General features: G+C 38.1%; 15 protein-coding genes. 13 read left to right on the top strand and 2 right to left on the bottom strand.

The genetic code is table 11. The features are described from left to right. The first annotated feature begins 16 nt into the window (after positions 1-16). The 3 genes from tatC to groL all read left to right on the top strand — a co-directional run bounded on the left by tatC (position 17) and on the right by groL (position 2,982). Complete coding sequence (tatC, locus tag AC58P7_RS10220; protein WP_497342573.1) at positions 17-757, top strand: twin-arginine translocase subunit TatC; 741 nt, start codon at positions 17-19, stop codon at positions 755-757. 238 nt (positions 758-995) lie between these two features. After that, entirely contained in the window at positions 996-1,277 is a 282-nt protein-coding gene (groES, locus tag AC58P7_RS10225; RefSeq protein WP_028553854.1) for a co-chaperone GroES, read from the top strand. A 76-nt stretch (positions 1,278-1,353) separates the two neighbouring features. Continuing rightward, entirely contained in the window at positions 1,354-2,982 is a 1,629-nt protein-coding gene (groL, locus tag AC58P7_RS10230) for a chaperonin GroEL (protein WP_497267536.1), read from the top strand. A gap of 143 nt (positions 2,983-3,125) precedes the next feature. On the opposite strand, the gene AC58P7_RS10235 is transcribed toward groL, so the two are convergent. Further along, positions 3,126-3,449, bottom strand: coding sequence for a hypothetical protein (locus tag AC58P7_RS10235; RefSeq protein ID WP_497342383.1), 324 nt, complete (start codon positions 3,447-3,449; stop codon positions 3,126-3,128). A gap of 282 nt (positions 3,450-3,731) precedes the next feature. On the opposite strand from AC58P7_RS10235, the gene AC58P7_RS10240 reads away from it, so the two are divergent. The 3 genes from AC58P7_RS10240 (at position 3,732) to AC58P7_RS10250 (ending at position 8,693) form a co-directional block, all read left to right on the top strand. Continuing rightward, the gene (locus tag AC58P7_RS10240) at positions 3,732-3,974 is read left to right on the top strand and encodes a hypothetical protein (protein WP_171632523.1); all 243 of its coding nucleotides are present in this window, start codon (positions 3,732-3,734) and stop codon (positions 3,972-3,974) included. 118 nt (positions 3,975-4,092) lie between these two features. Next, a complete protein-coding gene (locus AC58P7_RS10245; RefSeq protein WP_497342385.1) occupies positions 4,093-5,673 on the top strand; it encodes an SWIM zinc finger family protein in 1,581 nt (526 codons plus the stop codon). Next, positions 5,670-8,693, top strand: coding sequence for a DEAD/DEAH box helicase (locus AC58P7_RS10250; protein ID WP_497342387.1), 3,024 nt, complete (start codon positions 5,670-5,672; stop codon positions 8,691-8,693). Before AC58P7_RS10245 ends, AC58P7_RS10250 begins: the two co-directional genes overlap by 4 nt. 64 nt (positions 8,694-8,757) lie before the next feature. Here the strand turns inward: AC58P7_RS10250 and AC58P7_RS10255 are convergent, their stop codons facing one another. After that, positions 8,758-11,277 carry an O-antigen ligase family protein gene (locus AC58P7_RS10255; protein WP_497342389.1) on the bottom strand — a complete coding sequence of 840 codons (2,520 nt, stop codon included), beginning with the start codon at positions 11,275-11,277 and terminating at the stop codon, positions 8,758-8,760. A 161-nt stretch (positions 11,278-11,438) separates the two neighbouring features. Between AC58P7_RS10255 and AC58P7_RS10260 the strand changes: the two genes are divergently transcribed. The 7 genes from AC58P7_RS10260 to AC58P7_RS10290 are packed head-to-tail and all read left to right on the top strand — an operon-like array spanning position 11,439 to position 20,942. Beyond that, on the top strand, positions 11,439-12,248 hold the full coding sequence (locus AC58P7_RS10260) for an ABC transporter permease (RefSeq protein ID WP_497342391.1): 810 nt from the start codon (positions 11,439-11,441) through the stop codon (positions 12,246-12,248). A 7-nt stretch (positions 12,249-12,255) separates the two neighbouring features. Further along, positions 12,256-13,596: an ABC transporter ATP-binding protein gene (locus AC58P7_RS10265; RefSeq protein WP_497342393.1), complete on the top strand. Its 1,341-nt coding sequence runs from the start codon at positions 12,256-12,258 to the stop codon at positions 13,594-13,596. Continuing rightward, positions 13,586-15,013 carry a glycosyltransferase family 2 protein gene (locus tag AC58P7_RS10270; RefSeq protein WP_497342395.1) on the top strand — a complete coding sequence of 476 codons (1,428 nt, stop codon included), beginning with the start codon at positions 13,586-13,588 and terminating at the stop codon, positions 15,011-15,013. The genes AC58P7_RS10265 and AC58P7_RS10270 overlap by 11 nt, the downstream gene beginning before the upstream one ends. Positions 15,014-15,031: 18 nt before the next feature. Further along, positions 15,032-15,943 carry a class I SAM-dependent methyltransferase gene (locus AC58P7_RS10275; protein WP_497342397.1) on the top strand — a complete coding sequence of 304 codons (912 nt, stop codon included), beginning with the start codon at positions 15,032-15,034 and terminating at the stop codon, positions 15,941-15,943. Positions 15,944-15,955: 12 nt separating this feature from the next. Next, a complete protein-coding gene (locus AC58P7_RS10280) occupies positions 15,956-17,305 on the top strand; it encodes a hypothetical protein (protein ID WP_497342399.1) in 1,350 nt (449 codons plus the stop codon). Positions 17,306-17,311: 6 nt separating this feature from the next. Then, positions 17,312-19,123, top strand: coding sequence for a glycosyltransferase family 2 protein (locus AC58P7_RS10285; RefSeq protein WP_497342401.1), 1,812 nt, complete (start codon positions 17,312-17,314; stop codon positions 19,121-19,123). After that, the gene (locus AC58P7_RS10290; RefSeq protein ID WP_497342403.1) at positions 19,113-20,942 is read left to right on the top strand and encodes a glycosyltransferase family 2 protein; all 1,830 of its coding nucleotides are present in this window, start codon (positions 19,113-19,115) and stop codon (positions 20,940-20,942) included. The genes AC58P7_RS10285 and AC58P7_RS10290 overlap by 11 nt, the downstream gene beginning before the upstream one ends. Positions 20,943-20,969: the final 27 nt, after the last annotated feature.

Raw genomic sequence — 20,969 nt, forward strand, 5'->3', positions numbered from 1 at the left:
GTTGAAAAATGAAGAAATGTCACTCGTAGAGCACCTTGGTGAGTTGCGCAAGCGAATCATGTGGATATTAGTTGTTTTGGTCATTGGCATGGTGGGTGGACTCGCAGCTGCGAAACCCGTCATTCGTTATCTTAAAAGTATCCCACCAGCGAGAGATATTGGTTGGAACGTTTTCTCGCCTTGGGATGCGCTGCGTTTGTATATGAATTTCGGCTTAGCCGTAGGTATTTTGATCACCTTACCCTTTATTCTGTATCATATATGGGCTTTCGTTAAGCCAGGCCTCCGGGAAACGGAGCAAAAGGCTTCGATTATTTATATTCCGTATGCGTTTCTACTCTTTTTAGTTGGATTATCTTTCGGGTATTGGGTTGTTTTTCCGATGGCCTTTTACTTCACTTCGTCTATTAGTAAGAGCCTTGAAATTACGGAGATGTACGGGGCAGCGCAGTATTTTACATTTATGTTTAACATCATTCTTCCGCTCGCGTGTGTTTTTGAGATGCCCATCGTAGTGATGTTTCTCACTAAGATTAAGCTTCTGAACCCGAAGCGCCTGCATAAGTTTAGAAGATATGCTTACATGTTGATGGTGGTGCTGGCCACTGTGATTACCCCGCCAGATGCGATTTCCGCCATTTTAGTTTCGGTTCCGCTCATAATTTTGTATGAATTCAGTGTGTTTATGTCTGGGTTCATTTATCGCAAACAGCTTGCAAATGATGCGGCCTGGGAGCTGGAGTTTGGTCCTAAATGAGCTAAAGTGTGAAAATAGTCTGCCTTTTGGGTGGGCTATTTTTCATTTTTATAGGGAATATTTGGTTATGAATTGGGTAGAATGAGGGGGGTGTCCTAAAGAATGAAAAATGTGTAAAAGGACTTGCAAATTACTCCCAGAATGAGTATCATAAGAGGTGTTGTTAGCACTAAACACATTCGAGTGCTAATAAATGAAATTTAACTAAGACCAATTTTCTAAAGGAGGCTATTTTTCCATGATCAGACCGTTAGGTGATCGAGTTATCATTGAAGCCGTTGCGAAAGAGGAGACTACAGCAAGTGGCATCGTGCTGCCAGATACAGCTAAAGAAAAACCACAAGAAGGTAAAGTTGTAGCCGTTGGCGCTGGCGCGTTGAAAGATGGCGTACGTGTTCCGCTTGAAGTAAGCGAAGGCGACCGCATCATTTTCTCCAAATACGCTGGAACTGAAGTGAAATACGAAGGCCGCGAACTGTTGATCTTGCGCGAAAGCGACATTCTCGCTGTATTAGCCTAAGTTAGAGCAGCATATAGATCGGCTAGACGTTTTAACAATTGATATTTAGGTTTTTAATTAGAGGAGGTTTCCTATCGTGGCAAAAGAAATTAAGTTCAGTGAAGACGCACGCCGCGCGATGCTTCGCGGGGTAGATGCTTTGGCGAATGCCGTTAAAGTAACCCTAGGTCCAAAAGGCCGTAACGTTGTACTTGAGAAAAAATTTGGCAGCCCGTTGATCACGAATGACGGTGTAACGATCGCGAAAGAAATCGAGCTTGAAGATGCTTTCGAAAACATGGGAGCTCAACTTGTTAAAGAAGTTGCTACCAAAACAAACGATGTTGCTGGTGACGGTACAACAACTGCAACGGTTCTAGCGCAAGCGATGATCCGTGAAGGTCTGAAAAACGTTACTGCAGGCGCTAACCCAATGGTTATCCGCAAAGGTATCGAGAAAGCTGTTAAAGCGGCTGTAGAAGAGCTTCAAAAAATTGCTAAGCCTATCGAAGGCAAACAATCCATCGCACAAGTTGCGGCAATCTCTGCTGCTGACGAAGAAGTAGGCGAATTAATCGCTGAAGCTATGGAAAAAGTAGGTAAAGACGGTGTTATCACAGTTGAAGAATCCAAAGGCTTCTTGACGGAGCTTGAGGTTGTAGAAGGTATGCAATTCGACCGTGGATACACATCCCCATACATGATCACAGATACGGATAAAATGGAAGCTGTTCTAGACAACCCGTACATCTTGATCACTGACAAAAAAATCTCGAACATCCAAGAAATCTTGCCTGTTCTTGAAAAAGTGGTTCAATCCGGTAAACAACTTCTAATCATTGCTGAAGACGTTGAAGGCGAAGCACAAGCAACGCTTGTTGTGAACAGACTTCGTGGCACATTCACTTGCGTAGCTGTTAAAGCTCCTGGTTTCGGTGACCGTCGTAAAGCAATGCTAGGCGATATCGCTGCTCTAACAGGTGGCCAAGTGATTACAGAAGAGCTTGGATTGGATCTGAAATCCACAACTCCTGATCAATTGGGTAGCGCTCGTCAAATCCGTGTTACCAAAGAAAACACAATCATCGTTGATGGTGCTGGTAACCCTAAAGATATCGCAGCTCGTGTTACACAAATTCGTTCCCAACTGGAAGAAACAACTTCCGATTTCGATAAAGAAAAACTTCAAGAGCGTCTGGCTAAACTTTCTGGCGGCGTAGCTGTTATCAAAGTTGGCGCAGCGACTGAAACTGAATTGAAAGAGCGCAAGCTTCGCATCGAAGATGCTTTGAACGCGACTCGTGCAGCAGTTGAAGAAGGTATCGTTTCTGGTGGTGGTACTGCTCTAGTTAACGTATACAACGCAGTAGCAAAAGTTGTTGCTTCTGGTGACGAGCAAACGGGTGTTAACATCATCCTTCGTTCCCTTGAAGAACCAGTTCGCACAATCGCAGCTAACGCTGGTCAAGAAGGCTCCGTTATCGTTGAGCGCTTGAAAAACGAAAAAGTAGGCATCGGCTACAATGCAGCAACTGGACAATGGGTAAACATGTTCGAAGCTGGTATCGTTGACCCTGCAAAAGTAACACGTTCCGCACTTCAAAACGCAGCATCTGTTGCAGCTATGTTCTTGACAACAGAAGCGGTTATCGCTGATAAACCAGAAAAAGACAAACCAGGTATGCCTGATATGGGCGGCATGGGTGGAATGGGCGGCATGATGTAAGAAGTTCTTCAGAACTTCTACATATGCGGTGAGAAAGACTCCTTCGGGAGTCTTTTTTATATTATGTTGCAAAAAAGTAGGCATTTCAGAGAGGTTATCGAATGTATGTTCGTTTTTGTGGTAAAAATAAAAGCCCCTTGGGCCTAATGCTTTTGTTTCAATAAATATAGGTCTTCTTCGGTTTTGGAGATCTTGTCCCTTTGGAAGTCTAAGCGACCATTGGTAATGTGAATCGCTTCGAGTAGTTGGTTATCTGATTCGATGTTTTCGATATGATGTGAATCCAATGTAAGCTGAATTTTGTCAACTTTAGTGTCCACTGCCTCTAGTCTTGTGTCCATAGCTTCTAGTTTTGTTTCCATTGTTTGTAGACTTGTGTCCATAGCTTCTAGTTTTGTTTCCATTGCTTGTAGCCTTGTGTCCATTGTTTCCAGCTGCAGTATCATTTTTTTAAGTAATTCTTCCATGTGCTTCACCTCTTTCTATTTTCAATGTATGAATGTCAAGGTGTGACAAGCACCTATACCTAATTATACAGGGTAATTCCAAGACTGTGAATGATAACTTATTATTACTTATGTTCACTCATAGGTATTTACCACATAGCCTGGTTACCTCAAATCTGCTTGGACATTTACCTGCTTGGCCCACGTGTATCAGCCTAATTATGGAAAGATAGGCATTGGTACACTCTCTGGACTAGGGATAGACGTATACTATCTCAAACTAACAGAGGAGTTGACTCATTCATGGCTTTACAACCGAATCAAGGAAAACAATTTCAGTGTCCACCGGCTGACCCGATAATGACTGATCCAGAAAGAGTAGTTAGAGATTTCTACCATCCGCAAAAGGTTCAAGTCATTCATCCGATTCAAATTGTGAATCGCCACCACTGTGTTCCGGTTTATGAGCATGTGTACACATGTTCCGAAACGGATGAGTATTGTGGAACGCACCCGCATCCACATCAAGGTATGCTAAGGAAGTAACGGATAGGCACTTCTCGCGAAGAATCATTTATGATTCTGGCGGGGGGTGTTTTTTTGCAAGGGGAAATAATTATATAATGAGGGAAGGAAGTTGATTGGGTAACGGGGGATAAGTATCATGCAAGAGTTAGAGATGGATTGGTCGTTCTGGCTAGAACGGATACGTCCTAAATTTGATAAAGTCATCCTCGCGAGAGGTTGGACATATTTTAACGAAGGTGCTGTAAGGGACATTCAAGTGGAAGGCACCTCGATTATCAAAGCAAGAGCAGACGGAACAAGCAGGTACAAGGTCATTTTGGATCTCAAAACCTTCACGCGGAGCAGCTGCACTTGTCCGTACGGCTACTATTGTAAACATATGGCTGCAGTGCTTTATGAGGTAGCAAAGATGAAGGGCTTCGATCCAGAAGAACTTAGATGGGGCGCCAAAAAGGTGACGCAGATAAAGCAGTTGGAACTGGATGTTCCAGTTCCAACTGCGCTTAAGCAAGCGGAGAAGCTGCCCCAACCTACAGATAGCTGTGAAATGTGGCGGACTTATTTTAATAAAAAATATGGCAATGCCAAGATTTATAACGCTTTTAGCCTAGAGGAAGTCTGCTTGCGCGCGTGGCGGGAGCTTAATAAGCTAGCGGATACGTGGGAGCCGACGATTCGAAGTTTGTATGACATTCAGGTGGCGCTGTATGTGATACGCCTGTGCGATACGATGGCGGGATCCAAGGCGATCACTTATGATTTTTATCAAAATACGGATTATTATTTCAAGCGGGTTGTTAAGCATTGTCGCGAGCAGTTGGAAGCAATACTTTATCGGATTGATGTTAACAAAGCGCTGGCACAGTATGGCGAGCATTTGGATGAGATAGCAGCTTACGTGTCTGATCTCTGTGAAAATGGCTCTTCGAGAAATCTGCCGGATTGGCTGGGTTTGTATAAATGGTTATGGTCGCAGTTGTTTCAGGATAAGGAAATGATCGAGGTAGAAACGACGAGGCTCAGACAGCTGCTTTCGGATCCCCATGCCAGTCATCAGGCCCGCCAAGTAGCTACGCTAGGTTATATCCATTTGGATATTAGCAAGGGTGAGGATGAGAATGCCTGGGAACGGGCAGAAACAGGGATGTTTGAGATTGAGCTGGATTATTGGTTCGATTATTTGAACGGATTTGTTTTTGATAGTCAGTGGGATCGTTTGTTGAATTGGCTGCGGTGGTTAAAACCGAAGATGGAGGGTGTATTTGCGACTGATTTTCTGAATTTCTGGCGATTGGCAGCGGCGCATCGAGATGTTGAGACAGAGCACAGGGAAGCGATGATTTCGCTTTTACCTGCGAGTTACGATCACTATGCGAAATTTTTAATAACGAAGGGGGAGTATCAGGCTTGGGCGGATCTTTGTCTGCTCCTGGATCTTACCACAGTACACATCGATTCAGCGCAGCTAAAGCTTGTGGAAAAAGCGAATGTTCGCTTTCTTTTGCCCATTTATCACCATGCTGTAGAAGCTTTTATTCAGGGTAAAAATCGTCCCGATTATATACAAGCTATTAAGTTGTTAAAGAAGTTGTCGGCTGCTTATAAAAAGCTGAAGCTGACACCTCGTTTCGAGGCGTACTTGGGGCAGATCGTCAAGCAATACGCTCGGTATCGCGCTTTCAATGAGGAATTACGGAAAGGAAACTTGATTCCATGATCACCTTGTCACCGATTTATATGAGAATTCAGAGGCTGCCTTCGGGGAGTTTTGCCGTATATGGAGAAACAGAGCAGGCCAATGCGATTCCTGGCTATATGCTGCGGAAGCTGTTGTTTGCTTGGCATGAGCGCTCGTTCTACGGGACGCAGCTGGAAGTGACTCGCATTGAATATGGCGATGCTATTGTGCTATCACCTGCAATGACTTTGGATTATTTGTGTGCGCCTGGCGTGCTGCTGCATAGCAGATTAACTTGGGAAGATGGTTTTGTGCAACTGCAAAAAGGGTCAGTTATTCTGAGGGAGGCGCTCGATCATAGTTGGTATGTGCCTTCTTATGAGATGTGGCGTGAGGGAAGACATGGCTGGAAGCTCCGGCTGCCTGTGGAACAGACAGAGAGATTTAATGAGTTGAGTTCTTGGAGGTATCCTGAGAGCTTTTGGCAGGGGTGGTTTAATAGCATTGTTGAAGAGCTGTTGGGGACGGATCCTGATTTTGGGTTAGCGCCGGTTTGGCAAGGATTACTGCAGATGCATCGGTTGTTGCGAGTTAACGAGCCAGAGTTCCTGGCCTTGCTAGCGGAGTCGGCTTGGATGGTGGAGGAGGACTGGCTCTTTGCGATTGGATGGCAGCAGGACCAAGCTCCTTATCGGATTTGTGTGCAGCTCGTTGAGCCATATGCGGAGACGTATGTGGATGGAACAACGACGGCTAAGGATAACGCTGCGGATTGGCGGCTGCGTTTTATTGCGCAGGATCGCCGGGATGCGAATCGATTCGTTGAATTTAGCTCAACGGGGAATGTCTTGAGCGGGCAGGTGCCTACTGCTTGGCAGGATGATATTGCGAACAAGATTCTGGAGCAGACGAAGCGATTTCTTCGGATACTGCCCGAGCTTGAGAGTGCCTATCAGCCAGGAAAAATTAATGAGCAATTGTCAGACGATGAGGCGTGGGAGTTTTTGACCGAATCGAGTTTAAAGCTAGTGGCGGCGGGGATTTCTGTTTTTTTACCGTCATGGTGGGAAGAGATTCAGAAGATGCGTCCGTTATTAAAAGCGAAGATCAAAAGCTCCGTTGGTCAGTCGCGCAAAGCGATGTTTGGGATGGATCAGATCATGAAGTTTGACTGGCGAGTGGCGCTGGGGGGCATCGATCTCTCTGAGGAAGAATTTGGGCAAATGGCATCAGAGAAGAAGCGGTTAATCTATATTCGAGGCAAATGGGTGCAGCTGGATCCTGCGTATTTGGACCAAATTCGGGATGCTATGCGGCATGTTGAAAGGAAAAGGGGACTCTCCTTCCGGGATGTGCTTGAAATGCATCTTTTAGAGGGGGAGGGAGAGTTAGCGTCAGATGGTGATGAGAAGGACAAGGCTGTGGAGGTCAAAGTAGAGCTCAATAGTCATCTGCGTGGCCTAATCAAGCAGTTAAATCAGACGAAGTCTATTCCGCTTGTGGAGCAGATTAAGGATTTAAGAGCAGAGCTTAGGCCGTATCAGGTGCAGGGAGTGTCTTGGTTGTTGTTTTTGCGAAACATGGGGCTGGGTGGATGTTTGGCTGATGATATGGGGCTTGGGAAGACGATACAGTTTATTGCTTATTTGTTGAGGGTGAGGGAGTTAAAATCAAAGTCCAAACCATCGCTCCTCATTTGTCCGACCTCTGTGCTTGGTAACTGGCAGAAGGAGTTGGCTCGATTCGCGCCTACCTTGCAAGTTTATTTGCATTATGGCACGCAGCGGGCCAAAGGGGAAGCTTTCGAGGCATCGCTTGGAGATGCTGATTTGGTGATCACCTCCTATAATCTCGCTCAGCTGGATGAGGAGGAGTTGGCTGGTGTGACCTGGGATGCGCTTTGCTTGGACGAGGCGCAAAATATCAAGAATGCTTATACGAAGCAGTCGCAGGCGATTCGTAAGCTAGAAGCGGGGCAGCGTATTGCATTGACGGGAACGCCGATTGAGAATCGATTGACGGAGTTATGGTCGATTTTTGATTATGTGAACCCAGGGTATCTCGGGACACTGACCCATTTTAATCGACAGTATGTAGGACCGATTGAGAAAAATGGTGATGGTGCGAGGGAGCTGACTTTCCGCGTTCAGCGTTTGATTCGCCCGTTCTTGTTGAGGCGATTGAAGAAGGATCCGGCGATTCAACTGGATTTGCCGGATAAGTACGAGGGTAAGGCGTATGTGCGTTTAACCCCTGAGCAAGGGGCTTTGTATGAGAATGTCGTGCAGAGCTTGATGGAGAAGATCGAAGGTTCAGGTGGGATGGGAGAAAGTCTGAGCGGTATTGAGAAGAAAGGCTTGATCCTTACCGCGTTGATGAAGTTGAAACAGATTTGTGATCATCCGGGCTTGTTTTTGAAGGAGAAGGATAGTGCGGGTGCAAGGGTAAGTGCAAGTGCAAGTGCGGGGCGCGGCTCACTTCCCACCGCGGAGGTGAGAGCGCGCTCAGCGAAGCTGGAGCGGCTGGTTGAAATGATAGACGAACTCAGAAGCGAAGGAGGCAGCTGCCTCATCTTCACCCAGTTCGTCGAGATGGGTCACCTGCTGCAGGCTACGCTTGCGCAGGCGTTGGGAGAGCCCGTGCAGTTCTTGCACGGGGGGTTAAGTGCAGCGAAGCGCGATGCCATGATCGCGCGCTTCCAGGACGAGGCGCTCCCTGCGGAGGAGCGCTGCCATATCTTCATCCTCTCGCTGAAAGCAGGAGGAACGGGTTTGAACCTCACAGCGGCGAATCACGTGTTCCATTACGACCGCTGGTGGAATCCGGCCGTGGAGAATCAGGCCACGGATAGGGCTTTTCGCATTGGGCAAACGCGCAACGTGCAGGTGCACAAGTTCGTCACACTCGGCACGCTCGAAGAGCGGATTGACGAGATGATCGAGCGTAAGCAAGGCCTCAGCGACCAAATCGTAGGCACCGGCGAGAACTGGGTCACGGAAATGTCGACAAGCGAGCTGCGCGAGCTTTTTGCCTTGCGGCGGGAATGGATTGAGAAATAAGCTAAGAGTGATCACTATCCACTTAGACACAGTAAAAAAGCGCCACATCGCTGTGGCGCTTTTTCTATTTTACAGGGAAACTCGTCGCTAGTATTGCGTCAATATTTTGCTTCTCAGCAGGGTCCTTAGCAATCAGCTTGTCCATGAGAGCTTGATCCTTGGAGCCTTGCTTCTGTAAGGAAGCCAAATACCATTGGATTAATACACGGTTCGTTTGGTCATCCATTTTATCTGTTATAAATGGCTGGATCCCCGCAGCGGCACCTGCATAATCGCCACGCATGTAATTGATTTGACCTACATTCAATGCCATATTCGGAGTGACAGCAAACTCACGTCCTTGAGCTTGTTCCTTTGGAAGATTCTTTAGAGAATCGATTCGTGCCAGAACCTCTTTATATGTGGTGAGCGCCTGATCAAGTCTAGCGTTGAAATCCTTCGTATCGCCCTTTTGCATGGCTTGATTCGCTAGATCAATGTTCAGTCCGATACTCTTTTCATACATTTCGGTGTACCAAGGATAATTAGGAATCTGAGCATTCGACCAGTTCAGCGCATCCTGCTGCTTCCCTTTCATAAGAAGCATGTTTAGCTGCTGCATCGCTGCGATGCGGTTATGCGGTTCTTTTTTCAAAAGCTGATTGAGTAGATCCTGTGCTTGATTGAAAAAAGTGTCACTTTTCGTAGGATCTTCCTTCTGCATTTGATTATAAACACTAAGGAGAACACTGATTCGACTGACCTGACCAGTCAACAAATAGTCCGGATGTCCAGGATGCAAAGAAATTGCTTTGTCGAGCGGTGTCACGATTTGATTGTAATCTTTGCTCGTTTTGACGACTTCTAAGGTTTGTCTATAAGAGCTATTCGCTGAAAGAAGTTGAGCGGAAATAAAGAACATAACAAGAGATAGCAAACCAATAACGGCAGGAAATAGTTTGTGTATCACAGCTGATTTCGACTTCCAGCCAAGCGCGCCTGTGGAACTGTTGCTCAGCATCCCCCCAAGAGCAAGGAACAGGATTGCGCCCAAGTACACATAGCTCAAATCAAAGTCAATCATACTGTGAACCAAGAGCGAGATCATGATAATAAAAAATAAGAAATGCAGGTCTCGCTTCTCTTGCGAACTCTTGATATAGCTTCGAATATAGAAAACACTTACTGCTATCACGAAACCAATAAAAGCAAAGAAACCAAGTGCGCCAGCTTCAACCAAATATTGAAGAGCAAAGTTGTGAGCCTGACGGCTCGTGTAAGGATTGTTTTGATATTTTTCATAAAGGGAAGCCCAAGCGCCACCACCGGCACCGATGATTGGATAGTCCTTCCAGAGTTTCACAGCATCTTTATAGAATGTTCCACGCTCCAAAACACTATGTTGTTGGAAGTTGATATTTTCAACTCGCGTTTTCACGTTATCGGGAAGAATATTCTTAAAGCCTGTGTCACTTAGAATAAGAATGGCTCCAAGCACTCCAATCACAACAGCGGCGATCGGAAGAATAAAAGTTGCGTATTTCTTGGCATCAAAACGAGCAGTAATGCGCTCTAACCAAGGTAGAGCAAAGCGTTGAATAGCGACAGAGACTCCAGCGAAAACTAATGAAGCTAGCAGCAGAATCCACCAACCATGCCAAGATTCAGAGGCGCTAGGTTGCTTCTGGAGTCCGATTCCAATATCCGTAACTTTCTCCAGAATAATAAGGGAAGTGCCGAACGCCAGTCCTAATTGAACGAGCGCTAAAATTTGACGACTCATTTTGAAGAAGAACAGCATAATGAGTAACACAACGGGGATTACAACAATCGCGCCGCGGGATAGTGTCAACCAGAACGAGACAATCGTTGGAACTAACAAGAAAGCATTTACGAGAACTACATACCATTTACTAGATTTAACAATGAAGAATAAGGAGCTAAGTGTTAATGTAATAAGAAAGGCTGCATATGTGTTGGCGTATTGGAAGACAGAGGTTAAACGTAGTCCGTTGGAGTCCGTCATAATGGCATCGCGGTACAGATTCGAATTCGTTCCATCCATCAGAGCGAACCAGCCGACAAGCTTGCCAGCAAAGGAACCATTACCTAACCAGTACAATAGTCCGAATAAAACAATGAAATATCCCGAGACCATGAATAAACGTGCAACAATCGACGTACCAAGCTTGTTTTTTGTCAAAAATACACCTAAAATGAAGAAAGTTGCATACAGCATCTGGATGTAAACCATATTTGTTGCCAAATAGTGTGAGGCGGAATTCGACAAAGAAATGACATACGTAAGAGGCATAATGAAGACTAGTATGGTTAGGAGATCTTTCTTGTCTTCAAGCTTAAACACAAAAAATGCTAGGATCGCAACAAGCAATAAAATGATGGATGACCATACGGATGCTGAGTAAATGCTTCTCTCAAAATCATATGTACCCCCATTGAACAACCCGCGCTGAAACGGCGCCCAGAACATAAACAAGCCCGTAAAAACAGCCAATACCCAAAAAATCACAGAGCTCTTCTCTGTCGTTATCGTTCCATTCGATTTTGCACGCGAAGCCGCGTAGGCGCTCTTACTTGCACTCATTCCAGATAGTCTCCTTCTTCGCTAAAGTTCGACTTTATTTTAGCATAGATGGGAGGGGGTTTCCAAATTACATTATTTATTGAATTATTATTCTATCATTTTTCATAGATGAAAAATATGTGGATATTGAGTTATTGAAATAGTTAGGAGATCTGATTGTAATGAAAATAATAAAGACAGGTGCTAGTTTTATTGAAAATATTTCGAATAATAGAAAGCTTATTTATACACTTGCGGTAAAAGATTTTGAACAAAAGTATTTGGGTTCATATTTAGGGATTATATGGGCATTTGTGCAACCTATTATTATGATTTTGATCTATTGGTATCTTTTCCAAGTTGGATTTAAGTCAGTTCCAGTTGATAATTTCCCTTTTATACTCTGGTTTATAACCGGAATGGTACCATGGATGTTTTTTTCGGACTGTATTTCAAATGCTACTAATTCCATTCTAGATAACAATTATTTAGTGAAGAAAGTGGTTTTCCCATTAAGCTTATTACCTATCATCAAAATAATATCCTCATTATTTATACACATTTTTTTCATTGTAATTTTATACATAATGTTTGTTATATATGGTTACAATCCAGAGATATACTCATTTCAATTTATATATTATTCATTTGCATTAATATTATTTATTTTAGGTCTCTCTTGGTTGACTTCCGCTTTAGTAGTTTTCTTAAAAGATATTGGACAGTTTATAAGTATGTGTTTGCAATTTATGTTTTGGCTTACACCAATTCTTTGGAGTTTTAATATTATCCCATCTAAATATGAAGTTTTTTTCAAATTAAACCCTCTTTTCTATATAATAGAAGGTTACCGAGACACTTTTATTTACCATAAATGGTTCTGGGAACACAGTAAGTTGACGCCATATTATTGGCTTGTAACAGTATTTCTGTTGATATTAGGAGCAAGTATATTCAAAAAATTAAAGCCGCATTTTGCGGATGTATTGTAGGTGTAATGTGGAGGATTTAGTAATTGATGTCCAAAATGTATCTAAGATTTATAAACTCTTTAATAACCCAATCGACAGATTAAAAGAATCCTTACACCCACTACGGAAGAAGTATCATAATGATTTTTATGCATTGAATAACGTGTCATTTCAAGTAAGAGAAGGTCAAAGTTTAGGGATAATTGGAATGAACGGTGCAGGAAAATCTACATTACTTAAGTTAATAACGGGAGTCTTAACACCAACTTCTGGGAGTATTAAAATTAACGGCAAAATATCTGCACTATTGGAATTAGGGGCTGGATTCAATCCAGAACTTACTGGAGTTCAAAACGTTTATTTTAATGGGTTAATTATGGGTTACGATGAAAAATTTATTGACAGCAGGTTGGACGATATATTGGCTTTTGCTGATATTGGAGAACATATTAATCAACCTGTAAAAACTTATTCATCTGGAATGTTTGTTAGACTAGCATTTGCAGTAGCTGTATGTATTGAACCAGAGATATTGATTATTGACGAAGCCTTAGCCGTGGGTGATGTTAGATTTCGGCAAAGGGCACTTAGAAAAATGAAAGAACTTATGGAAAAATCTAAAGCAATATTATTTGTTTCACATGACATGGAATCAGTGAAAAATTTTTGTTCAGATATAATTTGGATGAAAGATGGTAGTATTTATGATAAGGGTAATCCCAAAAGTATTATCCCTAGATATTATGATTTCATGATCCATGGGACTTTACAAAGTTTAGAAAACGATAAAAAAACAGAATCTCAAACTTCGATAAATGCACTAGGACATTATATTGACGATAGTCTTGTCAAATGGTCTGATGTTAATGATTTTGAAATTGTAGGCGGACAGGGGATAGAAGTTCGCAGAGTTACGTTTTTCAATGAAGTAAGTAATGAAAAAATTGATATTTTGACGCATGAAGAAGAGGGCAAAGTTGTTTTTATAGCTGATATTAAGATTAATCAAGATATAGATGAGCCGTTAATTGGTATAGCTATATATAATCAATATTCAGTGCCAATTGTGCATTATAATACAAGCACTATAAAAAACAGTGAAAAAAGAAGTTTATTAAGTGGAGAAACTTTAATGGTTACATTTACATTTACACTACCAAAATTACAAAATGGCACATATTCAGTAGCAATTGGTGTGAATGATGGGACTTTAGATAATAATTTTTTGGTTCAGCACATAAGAGATTGTTGGTTCTTCAAAGTTGCTTCAACTAAAGTGGAATCTAGACAATTTGGGTTGATTCAAGTAGAAGATGCGACAATCAAGATGAGTAATTCTAAAGAAGGGGAGTCACAAAGTGGAAAATAATTTAAGTCCTTTTTTTTCTGAATTGACCAATTCTGATAATGGTGATATTAATCGGAATGAACTTTTTGAATTTATTGGTTATTTAGCTGGCCGTTCAAAAGCAAAATATATAATTCATTTTGGAAATGAAGATCTCTTATCTTTAAATAAATTATCTAAGGAATTCGAAATTATTAATATTGTAAATAATGCAATTGGTTCTTGTGAAATCAATGAAAATTTAAAATACCTTGAGTATAATTTAGAACTTGGATTTCCAGTTATCTCAAATAATATCTTAAATAGATCTATTGTAATAATTCCAAATATTCTTGAAGGTCTAATTAATCCACATAGTGCCTTAGCGAAATTGTCAGAGTGGAGTTATCAGTGCAATTATATGGTCATAACAACTGTAGACCGTCTAAGAACAAGCGGGATTGAAAGAAACGCTTCATCAGAGAATATTAAGGAATGGGAAATTAATGAATTCTATAATTTATTAAAATCCTATAACTTTAATAAACCTATGTTTGGATATACAGTCCAAAATGAATTAGATCTTTCTAAAAAAAACATTCTAGCTTTGACTGGGAAGTTTTCTGGTATAGACGCAAATGTCCATCAAGTAAAGACACTAGCTATAATAAATTTGTACAATGAAGTGGATATAATTGAAGAAGTTATTAACCATTTATTAGGACAGGGTATAGACGTAAAAGTAATTGATAATTGGTCTACTGATGGATCATATGAAGTTGTCACAAAAATTGCAATCAAAGATAGCAGAGTTAAAGTGCTTAGATACCCAGATAATCCAAGTCAGTATTATGAATGGGGGAAATTACTCGAAAATCTTGAAAATATTTCAGCTTATAGCGAATATGATTGGATTATTCATCATGATGCTGATGAGATAAGATTGTCCCCATGGGATAATGTTACGATGGCTCAAGCTATCTCTTTTATCGATTCACTAGGGTTTAACGCTATTGATTTTACAATATTAGATTTTAGGCCAGTACATCAAACTGATTCTAATTATAATAAAACCATTATAAACTTTGAATTTGGAAAAAGACGTGGTCATTTCATACAGGTGAAGGCATGGAAGGTGAACATAGGGCGAAAAGTAGATCTTGTTTCTTCAGGTGGTCATGAAGCTGTATTTGATAATAGAAAAATTTATCCGCTAAAGTTTATTACAAAACACTATCCCCTTAGAAATACAGAACAGGCAAAAAAGAAGATTTTCAAGGAACGTTTAAATAGAATTTCTCCTGAAGAGAAGGCCAAAGGATGGCATACCCAATACAATACGTTTCAGGAAGAAAATAATTTTTTATGGGATAAAAATTCACTTATACCATGGAATAGAAAAATATTTGATTTAGAGTTCTTTATTGAAAGAATTAGTGGAATAGGTGTTAATAGATAATTTAATTGGGGGACATAGATGGAACTTATAGGAAAGGTGAAAATTAATCTAGACTACTATGCAGGTGAGGATTCATATAGTGATGGATCAATTGAAGATGAGATCCTGGATATTGTTAAATTTGACAAAAATATTCATGAAATTCTGCAACATGATAATAGATGGCCTATTCTGTATCATTTATCACCGATCAGAAGAAATCTACTTGAAGGATTCGATTTTGGTAAAGAATCATCAGTGTTAGAAATCGGCGCGGGCTGCGGGGCATTGACTGGTTTATTATGTGAAAATGTGAAAGAAGTTGTATCAGTTGAGTTATCAAAAAAAAGAGCGGAAATTATCGCGCATAGATGTAGTAATTTTGATAATTTGGAGATATTAGTTGGTAACTTAAATGACATGGATATCAAAGAGGATTATTTCGACTACATCACTTTAATCGGTGTGTTAGAATATGCGATACAATTCACGAAAAGTATGTATCCTGAGGAGACTTTTCTAAGTAATATCGCTAAAAAAATGAAAAGAAATGGAAAATTAATTATTGCAATTGAAAATAAATTTGGACTGAAATACTGGAACGGGTCTTCAGAAGACCATACAGGGCGTTTGTTCGATAGTATTGAAAATTATCATGCCTCACCAAATAAAGCTAAAACATTTTCTAAGAAAGAATTAACACAAATGTTATTAAAAGCAGGTTTTAGTAACGTTTCTTTTTATTATCCTGTTCCTGATTATAAAATGCCAATTCAGATCTTTTCTGATGATTATTTACCTAAAATAGGAAGTATCCTACAATACTCCCCAAATTATGATATGGATAAATTTAGTTTTTTTAACGAGAAGTTAGCGACTGATAATTTGATCGAAAGTGGCTATTTTGATATTTTTGCAAATTCGTTTTTAATTGTTTGTGAAATCACATAAAGGAGATCTGATATGAAGGTTTTATATTCAAAGAGTAGTAGAGATAGAAAGCCAGAGTTTCAGATTCAAACTATAATTTATGAACAAGCGGGTATGAAAAAGGTAAAAAAAAGACCTCTCACCAATAAGGCAATAACTCATGTAAATTCTATCCATGAAAATTCAAAAAAATTGGAAAAAGCATATAGAAATTCGAAAATTGTAATTGGTCAATTAGAAAATAATGATCTAATCTTTCCATTCATTGAAGGTAGAAGTTTGGATGATATTCTTATAGAATACATACTTCATAATGATAAAAATGGATTTATTAAGAAATTAAATGAATTTGTCCATTTTTTACACAGCTTGCAGAATAATTTGCATGAGACTTTTATTGCTGATGATTTATTTAAGAATGTTTTTGGTGTGAGTCTTAAATTGGAAAAAGTAGCATGTCTAAATCCAGCCAATATTGATATTATTTTTGATAATCTTCTTGAAGGAAATAGTGGGGAAAAATTCATTTTGGATTGTGAATGGGTTTTTCCTTTTAAAATTCCAATTTTATATGTAGTATTCAGAAGTATTTATGCATTTTGGATCAAACATCAATATTATATAAATCCAATGTTTAGTTATGAGGAAATCCTCTTACTGGTAGGTATTGATAATAATAAAAAAATGATTTTTGAAGAAATGGAAGAGAATTATTTCCAACAATATGTACATGGCCAAAAAAAATATTTGAACTCCTATTTGAAAAATAACTATAGATTAAGTGAATTACAAGAAGCATTGCGGCTGAGTCACATATATAACATTAAAAATTTTGAAATATCTATTTTAAATGGATCAGGAGAAATATATGAGACAATTCCTACTTATTGTTCAGAAACTTTCATGGAATATAACCTAATTATCCCTGAAAAGACCGAATTTATTCTTAAACCAGTAACTATATCGTCTTTTGTTGAAATAACTTCAATTGAGTTATCGAATCAAATAATTAATATAAGTGATATTGATTTTTCTAATATTATAATAATTAGCATTAAAGAAAATAAAAGCATAAATTTCATAGCAAATTCTTACTCAGAAATTAAATTTAAAAATAGTATAGGCAATGTCCAAGATTTGAAGATAATAATAAGAGTTTCACCAGTAAATGAATCAATAATTGAAAAAATTAAATATGCCGATAAGACGGAAAGTATTATTCATTTATTAGAAGAAAAAATAATCAAGATAGAAGAAGAATTAATACAAAATAAAATACTAATTCGTGAAAAGTCATTTGAATTAGAAGGAATCAAATCATCAAAATCATGGAAATTAACTAAGCCTTTAAGAAGTATCAAGCAATTCAAAAAGAAAAGGTGAGGAAATTTGGACAATTTTGATATAATCATAGTTACTTTTAATTCTGAAAAATGGATCAATAATTGTCTAAAGAGTTTACTAAATGTGTGTTATTCGTTAGAAAAATTATTTATAACTATCATAGATAATGGGTCAGAAGATAAAACAATAGAATTAATAAAAAATTTCCCTAGTGAAACATTCGGGGGATTACAATATATAGTACTAGAAGAAAATATGGGATTTGGTTATGCTAACAATAGAGGTGTAAATGCAACAACTAATCCATATATATTATTTTTAAATGTGGATACTGAAGTTACAGAAAATTGCTTTACTCATCTAAAAGAAGCAGTAGAAAATAGCGGAGAAAACGCTGCAGCATGGGAGCTTAGACAATTTCCATATGAGCATCCCAAACATTATAATCCAATCACATTAGAGACCTCTTGGTGTAGTGCCGCGGCTCTTCTTGTTCGAAGGGATTATTTTACAAAAGTAGGCATGTTTGATCAAAACATTTTCATGTATTGTGAGGATGTAGATTTGAGTTGGAGATTAAGGGCAAATGGTTATAAATTAATTTACGCACCACGTTGTATTGTTAATCATTATACTTATGATAAGAATCGTAAAGTAAAGCCCAATCAATTTTATATGTCTACATTTTATAATTTAATGTTGAGATATAAATACGGAAACTTTAAAGATATTATGATTGGATATTGCCTATATGGTTTATTATTTTTTAAAAGTATAGATCCATGGGCTAAACAAAGCAAGCAATTGATTGAAAATTTTATTAAGAGTTTCCCAACTGGGCGTAAATTTAGAGAGTGGAAAAAAGATTATGGTATTTTATTGAAATTTAAGCCTCTATTTATGAAATGGGATTACGACTTTTCTCGCGTTGGAGCTTTTTATGAAAATTTTCAACTCGAAAATCAACCATTGGTCTCAATTCTTATAAGAACTATAGGAAGACCTGAGATATTAAAAGAAGCTTTGAGCAGTATTCGTAATCAAACATATTCAAATATTGAAGTGATAGTAGTAGAAGATGGAATGCCTGTATCTCAAGATCTTATTAAAGACCAGTTTTATGATTTAAATATTAAATATATAGCTTCTAATGAAAGAATTGGAAGATGTAAAGCTGCAAATTTAGCTTTAAATTTAGCAACAGGAAAGTATTTTAATATCTTAGATGATGATGACTTATTTTATGCTGACCACATTGAAGTATTGGTTAGTGAATTACAAAGAAATAATAGCTACCAGGCAGCGTATAGCCTGGCGTTTGAAACACCAATTAAGGTAATAACTGATTCAAGTGAGTTTCAATACTTTGAAGAATCATATTATCTGAACTTCAATGAAAGATTTAATTATCTTGTTTTATTACATCATAATTACTTGCCAATACAAACAGTCTTGTTTTCAAGAGAGTTATATGATGTTCATGGAGGTTTAGATGAAGATTTTAATTATTTAGAAGATTGGGACCTATGGATTAGATATGCTTCTAAAAATACATTTCTTTATGTTGAAAAATTAACATCTATATACAGAGTTCCTGCAAATGCCTCTCAATATATCAAAAGAAAAATTGTATTAAGTAAACAGAAAAATAAATTATTGGAAAAGCATGCTAATACAGAAATAAATTTAACAATTAACGATGTGAGTGATGGCCTTATTGCATTAAAGCAATTTTCTTTTTGGGGAAAGTTAAAAGCAATCACAATTTACAATTTAATTTTCAAAATCAAAAGAATCATTTTTCTTTTGATTTTGAAAATTAAAAATAATATTTCGGGGGTTAAGAATGTCGAATGATATTAATGAACAAAAAATAGCAGAACTTGAAAAAGAAATTGAAAAACTTAAATCTTCGATTTCTTTTTATAAATATATTACAGAAGATTTAGAAAATCATATTAGTACTATTCATAATTCAAAGGGATGGAAGTTACTTTCCAAATACTATAGAATTCGTGACAAATTAAAATTACATAAATATTACAGAAAGAAAACTCAAATATCAAAAAATATCGCATCAAATAAAGATTCACATAAAGTAACAATAATAGTGCCTGTATTTAATAATGCTCAATATTTAGTGAAATGTCTAAACAGTGCTTTAAATCAAACTTACAGTAATTTAGAGGTAATTGCAGTCGATGATTGCTCAACTGATCCTGAGGTATTAGAAATCCTTAAAGCATTTCAACAAAATAATAAATTCAAATACTACAAAAATGAGTCGAATTTAGGAATTAGTGAAACTATGAACCAAGCTATAATAAAATCACAGGGAGAATGGATTGCATTTTTGGATTGTGATGATTGGCTTGATTCGAATGCAATTGAAGATTTAATGACATGCATACTTTCTAAAACAGGAAGTGTCTATGGATACACAGACAGAATAAATGAAATTCAAAAAGATGGATCTTCTCATATAGAATCGTTCCGGAATAGACCTACATCGAACTATTTAGAGGAACTTCATAAAGGGATGTACACCACTCATTTAAAAATAATAAAAAAAGAAGTATTTGTGAAAATTGGTTTACACGAATCTAGATTTGATGGAGCTCAAGATTATGATATTGCTTTAAAAGTGGCGTTTCACTTTGGAGACGCTTTTGCATATTTACCAGAAGCTGTTTATCATCATAGAATTCATGATAAACAAACTACAATTGAATCGGCACGAAAAATTGAAAATATAGTTCAAAATATAAAAAGAGAAACAAAATTGAGAATAGATATAAGAAATGGTTTATTTGATAAATTTATCTCTATTGTTATTCTTTCATTTGAAAAAAAAGAAATGACACTTAAATGTATTGAATCAATCAAGCATACTGTAAAAGTTCCTTTTGAGATTATTGTATTTGACAATGGATCATCAGAGTTAACTAAAGAATATTTGAAAAAAAATATAGAGCCTTTAGAAAAAGTTAAAATATATTACTCTACCGAAAATCTTGGATGTCCTGGTGGTCGTCGGGAAGCGACAAAGTTAGCAAAAGGTGACTATATTATTAATTTAGACAACGATATTGTCGTTACTGAAGGTTGGATAGAAGAATTAATTGTTAGATCTGAGCAAGAAAGTACTATTGGTGCAGTATGTTGTAAAACTGTTTTTCCAAATGGAATTGTTCAATTCAATGGGGGCTCATATTTAATTAAAGATGGTTTTATCACTTTCTTTTTAACAGATAATAATAAGGACGAAAATCAACTAGATACTGCTCAATGGCATGAGTGTTTATGGGTTCCTGGAGGAGCAACTTTATTTAAACGCGTTATAGTGGATCAATTAGATTATTCTTCAGAATATATTAATGCTTTTGAAGATAATGATGTTGCTCTGCAAATTTCTAAGTTAGGTTACAAAATGTATAATTGTCCTTCTGCTAAAGTTTATCATCATCATATAATGTTCAACGATAAGCAAGAAAAACATGAGAAAGACTATATGCGAATTCGATATAATAATGAAGGTTTTATAAGATCACTTATAAATTTCTATAATAGAAATAAATTGATTATTAACGATTCCTTTGTTCTTAGATTAATGGAGGTTGAAGGATTTACAAACGAACAAATCAAAACAAAAGTGCAGACGTTAGCAAATGAATAGTAGGTAAGTGGGTAACCTCAATCTAAA

This window comes from Paenibacillus sp. J22FR5 (assembly GCF_059691975.1).

Excerpts from the sequence above, each read along its gene's own strand:
- AC58P7_RS10290 (WP_497342403.1), top strand. The coding sequence starts at position 19,113 with ATGTCGAATGATATTAATGAACAAAAAATAGCAGAACTTGAAAAAGAA.
- AC58P7_RS10235 (WP_497342383.1), bottom strand. The coding sequence starts at position 3,449 with ATGGAAGAATTACTTAAAAAAATGATACTGCAGCTGGAAACAATGGAC.
- AC58P7_RS10255 (WP_497342389.1), bottom strand. The coding sequence starts at position 11,277 with ATGAGTGCAAGTAAGAGCGCCTACGCGGCTTCGCGTGCAAAATCGAAT.
- AC58P7_RS10250 (WP_497342387.1), top strand. The coding sequence starts at position 5,670 with ATGATCACCTTGTCACCGATTTATATGAGAATTCAGAGGCTGCCTTCG.
- AC58P7_RS10275 (WP_497342397.1), top strand. The coding sequence starts at position 15,032 with ATGGAACTTATAGGAAAGGTGAAAATTAATCTAGACTACTATGCAGGT.
- AC58P7_RS10280 (WP_497342399.1), top strand. The coding sequence starts at position 15,956 with ATGAAGGTTTTATATTCAAAGAGTAGTAGAGATAGAAAGCCAGAGTTT.
- AC58P7_RS10260 (WP_497342391.1), top strand. The coding sequence starts at position 11,439 with ATGAAAATAATAAAGACAGGTGCTAGTTTTATTGAAAATATTTCGAAT.
- groES (WP_028553854.1), top strand. The coding sequence starts at position 996 with ATGATCAGACCGTTAGGTGATCGAGTTATCATTGAAGCCGTTGCGAAA.
- AC58P7_RS10245 (WP_497342385.1), top strand. The coding sequence starts at position 4,093 with ATGCAAGAGTTAGAGATGGATTGGTCGTTCTGGCTAGAACGGATACGT.
- tatC (WP_497342573.1), top strand. The coding sequence starts at position 17 with ATGTCACTCGTAGAGCACCTTGGTGAGTTGCGCAAGCGAATCATGTGG.
- AC58P7_RS10240 (WP_171632523.1), top strand. The coding sequence starts at position 3,732 with ATGGCTTTACAACCGAATCAAGGAAAACAATTTCAGTGTCCACCGGCT.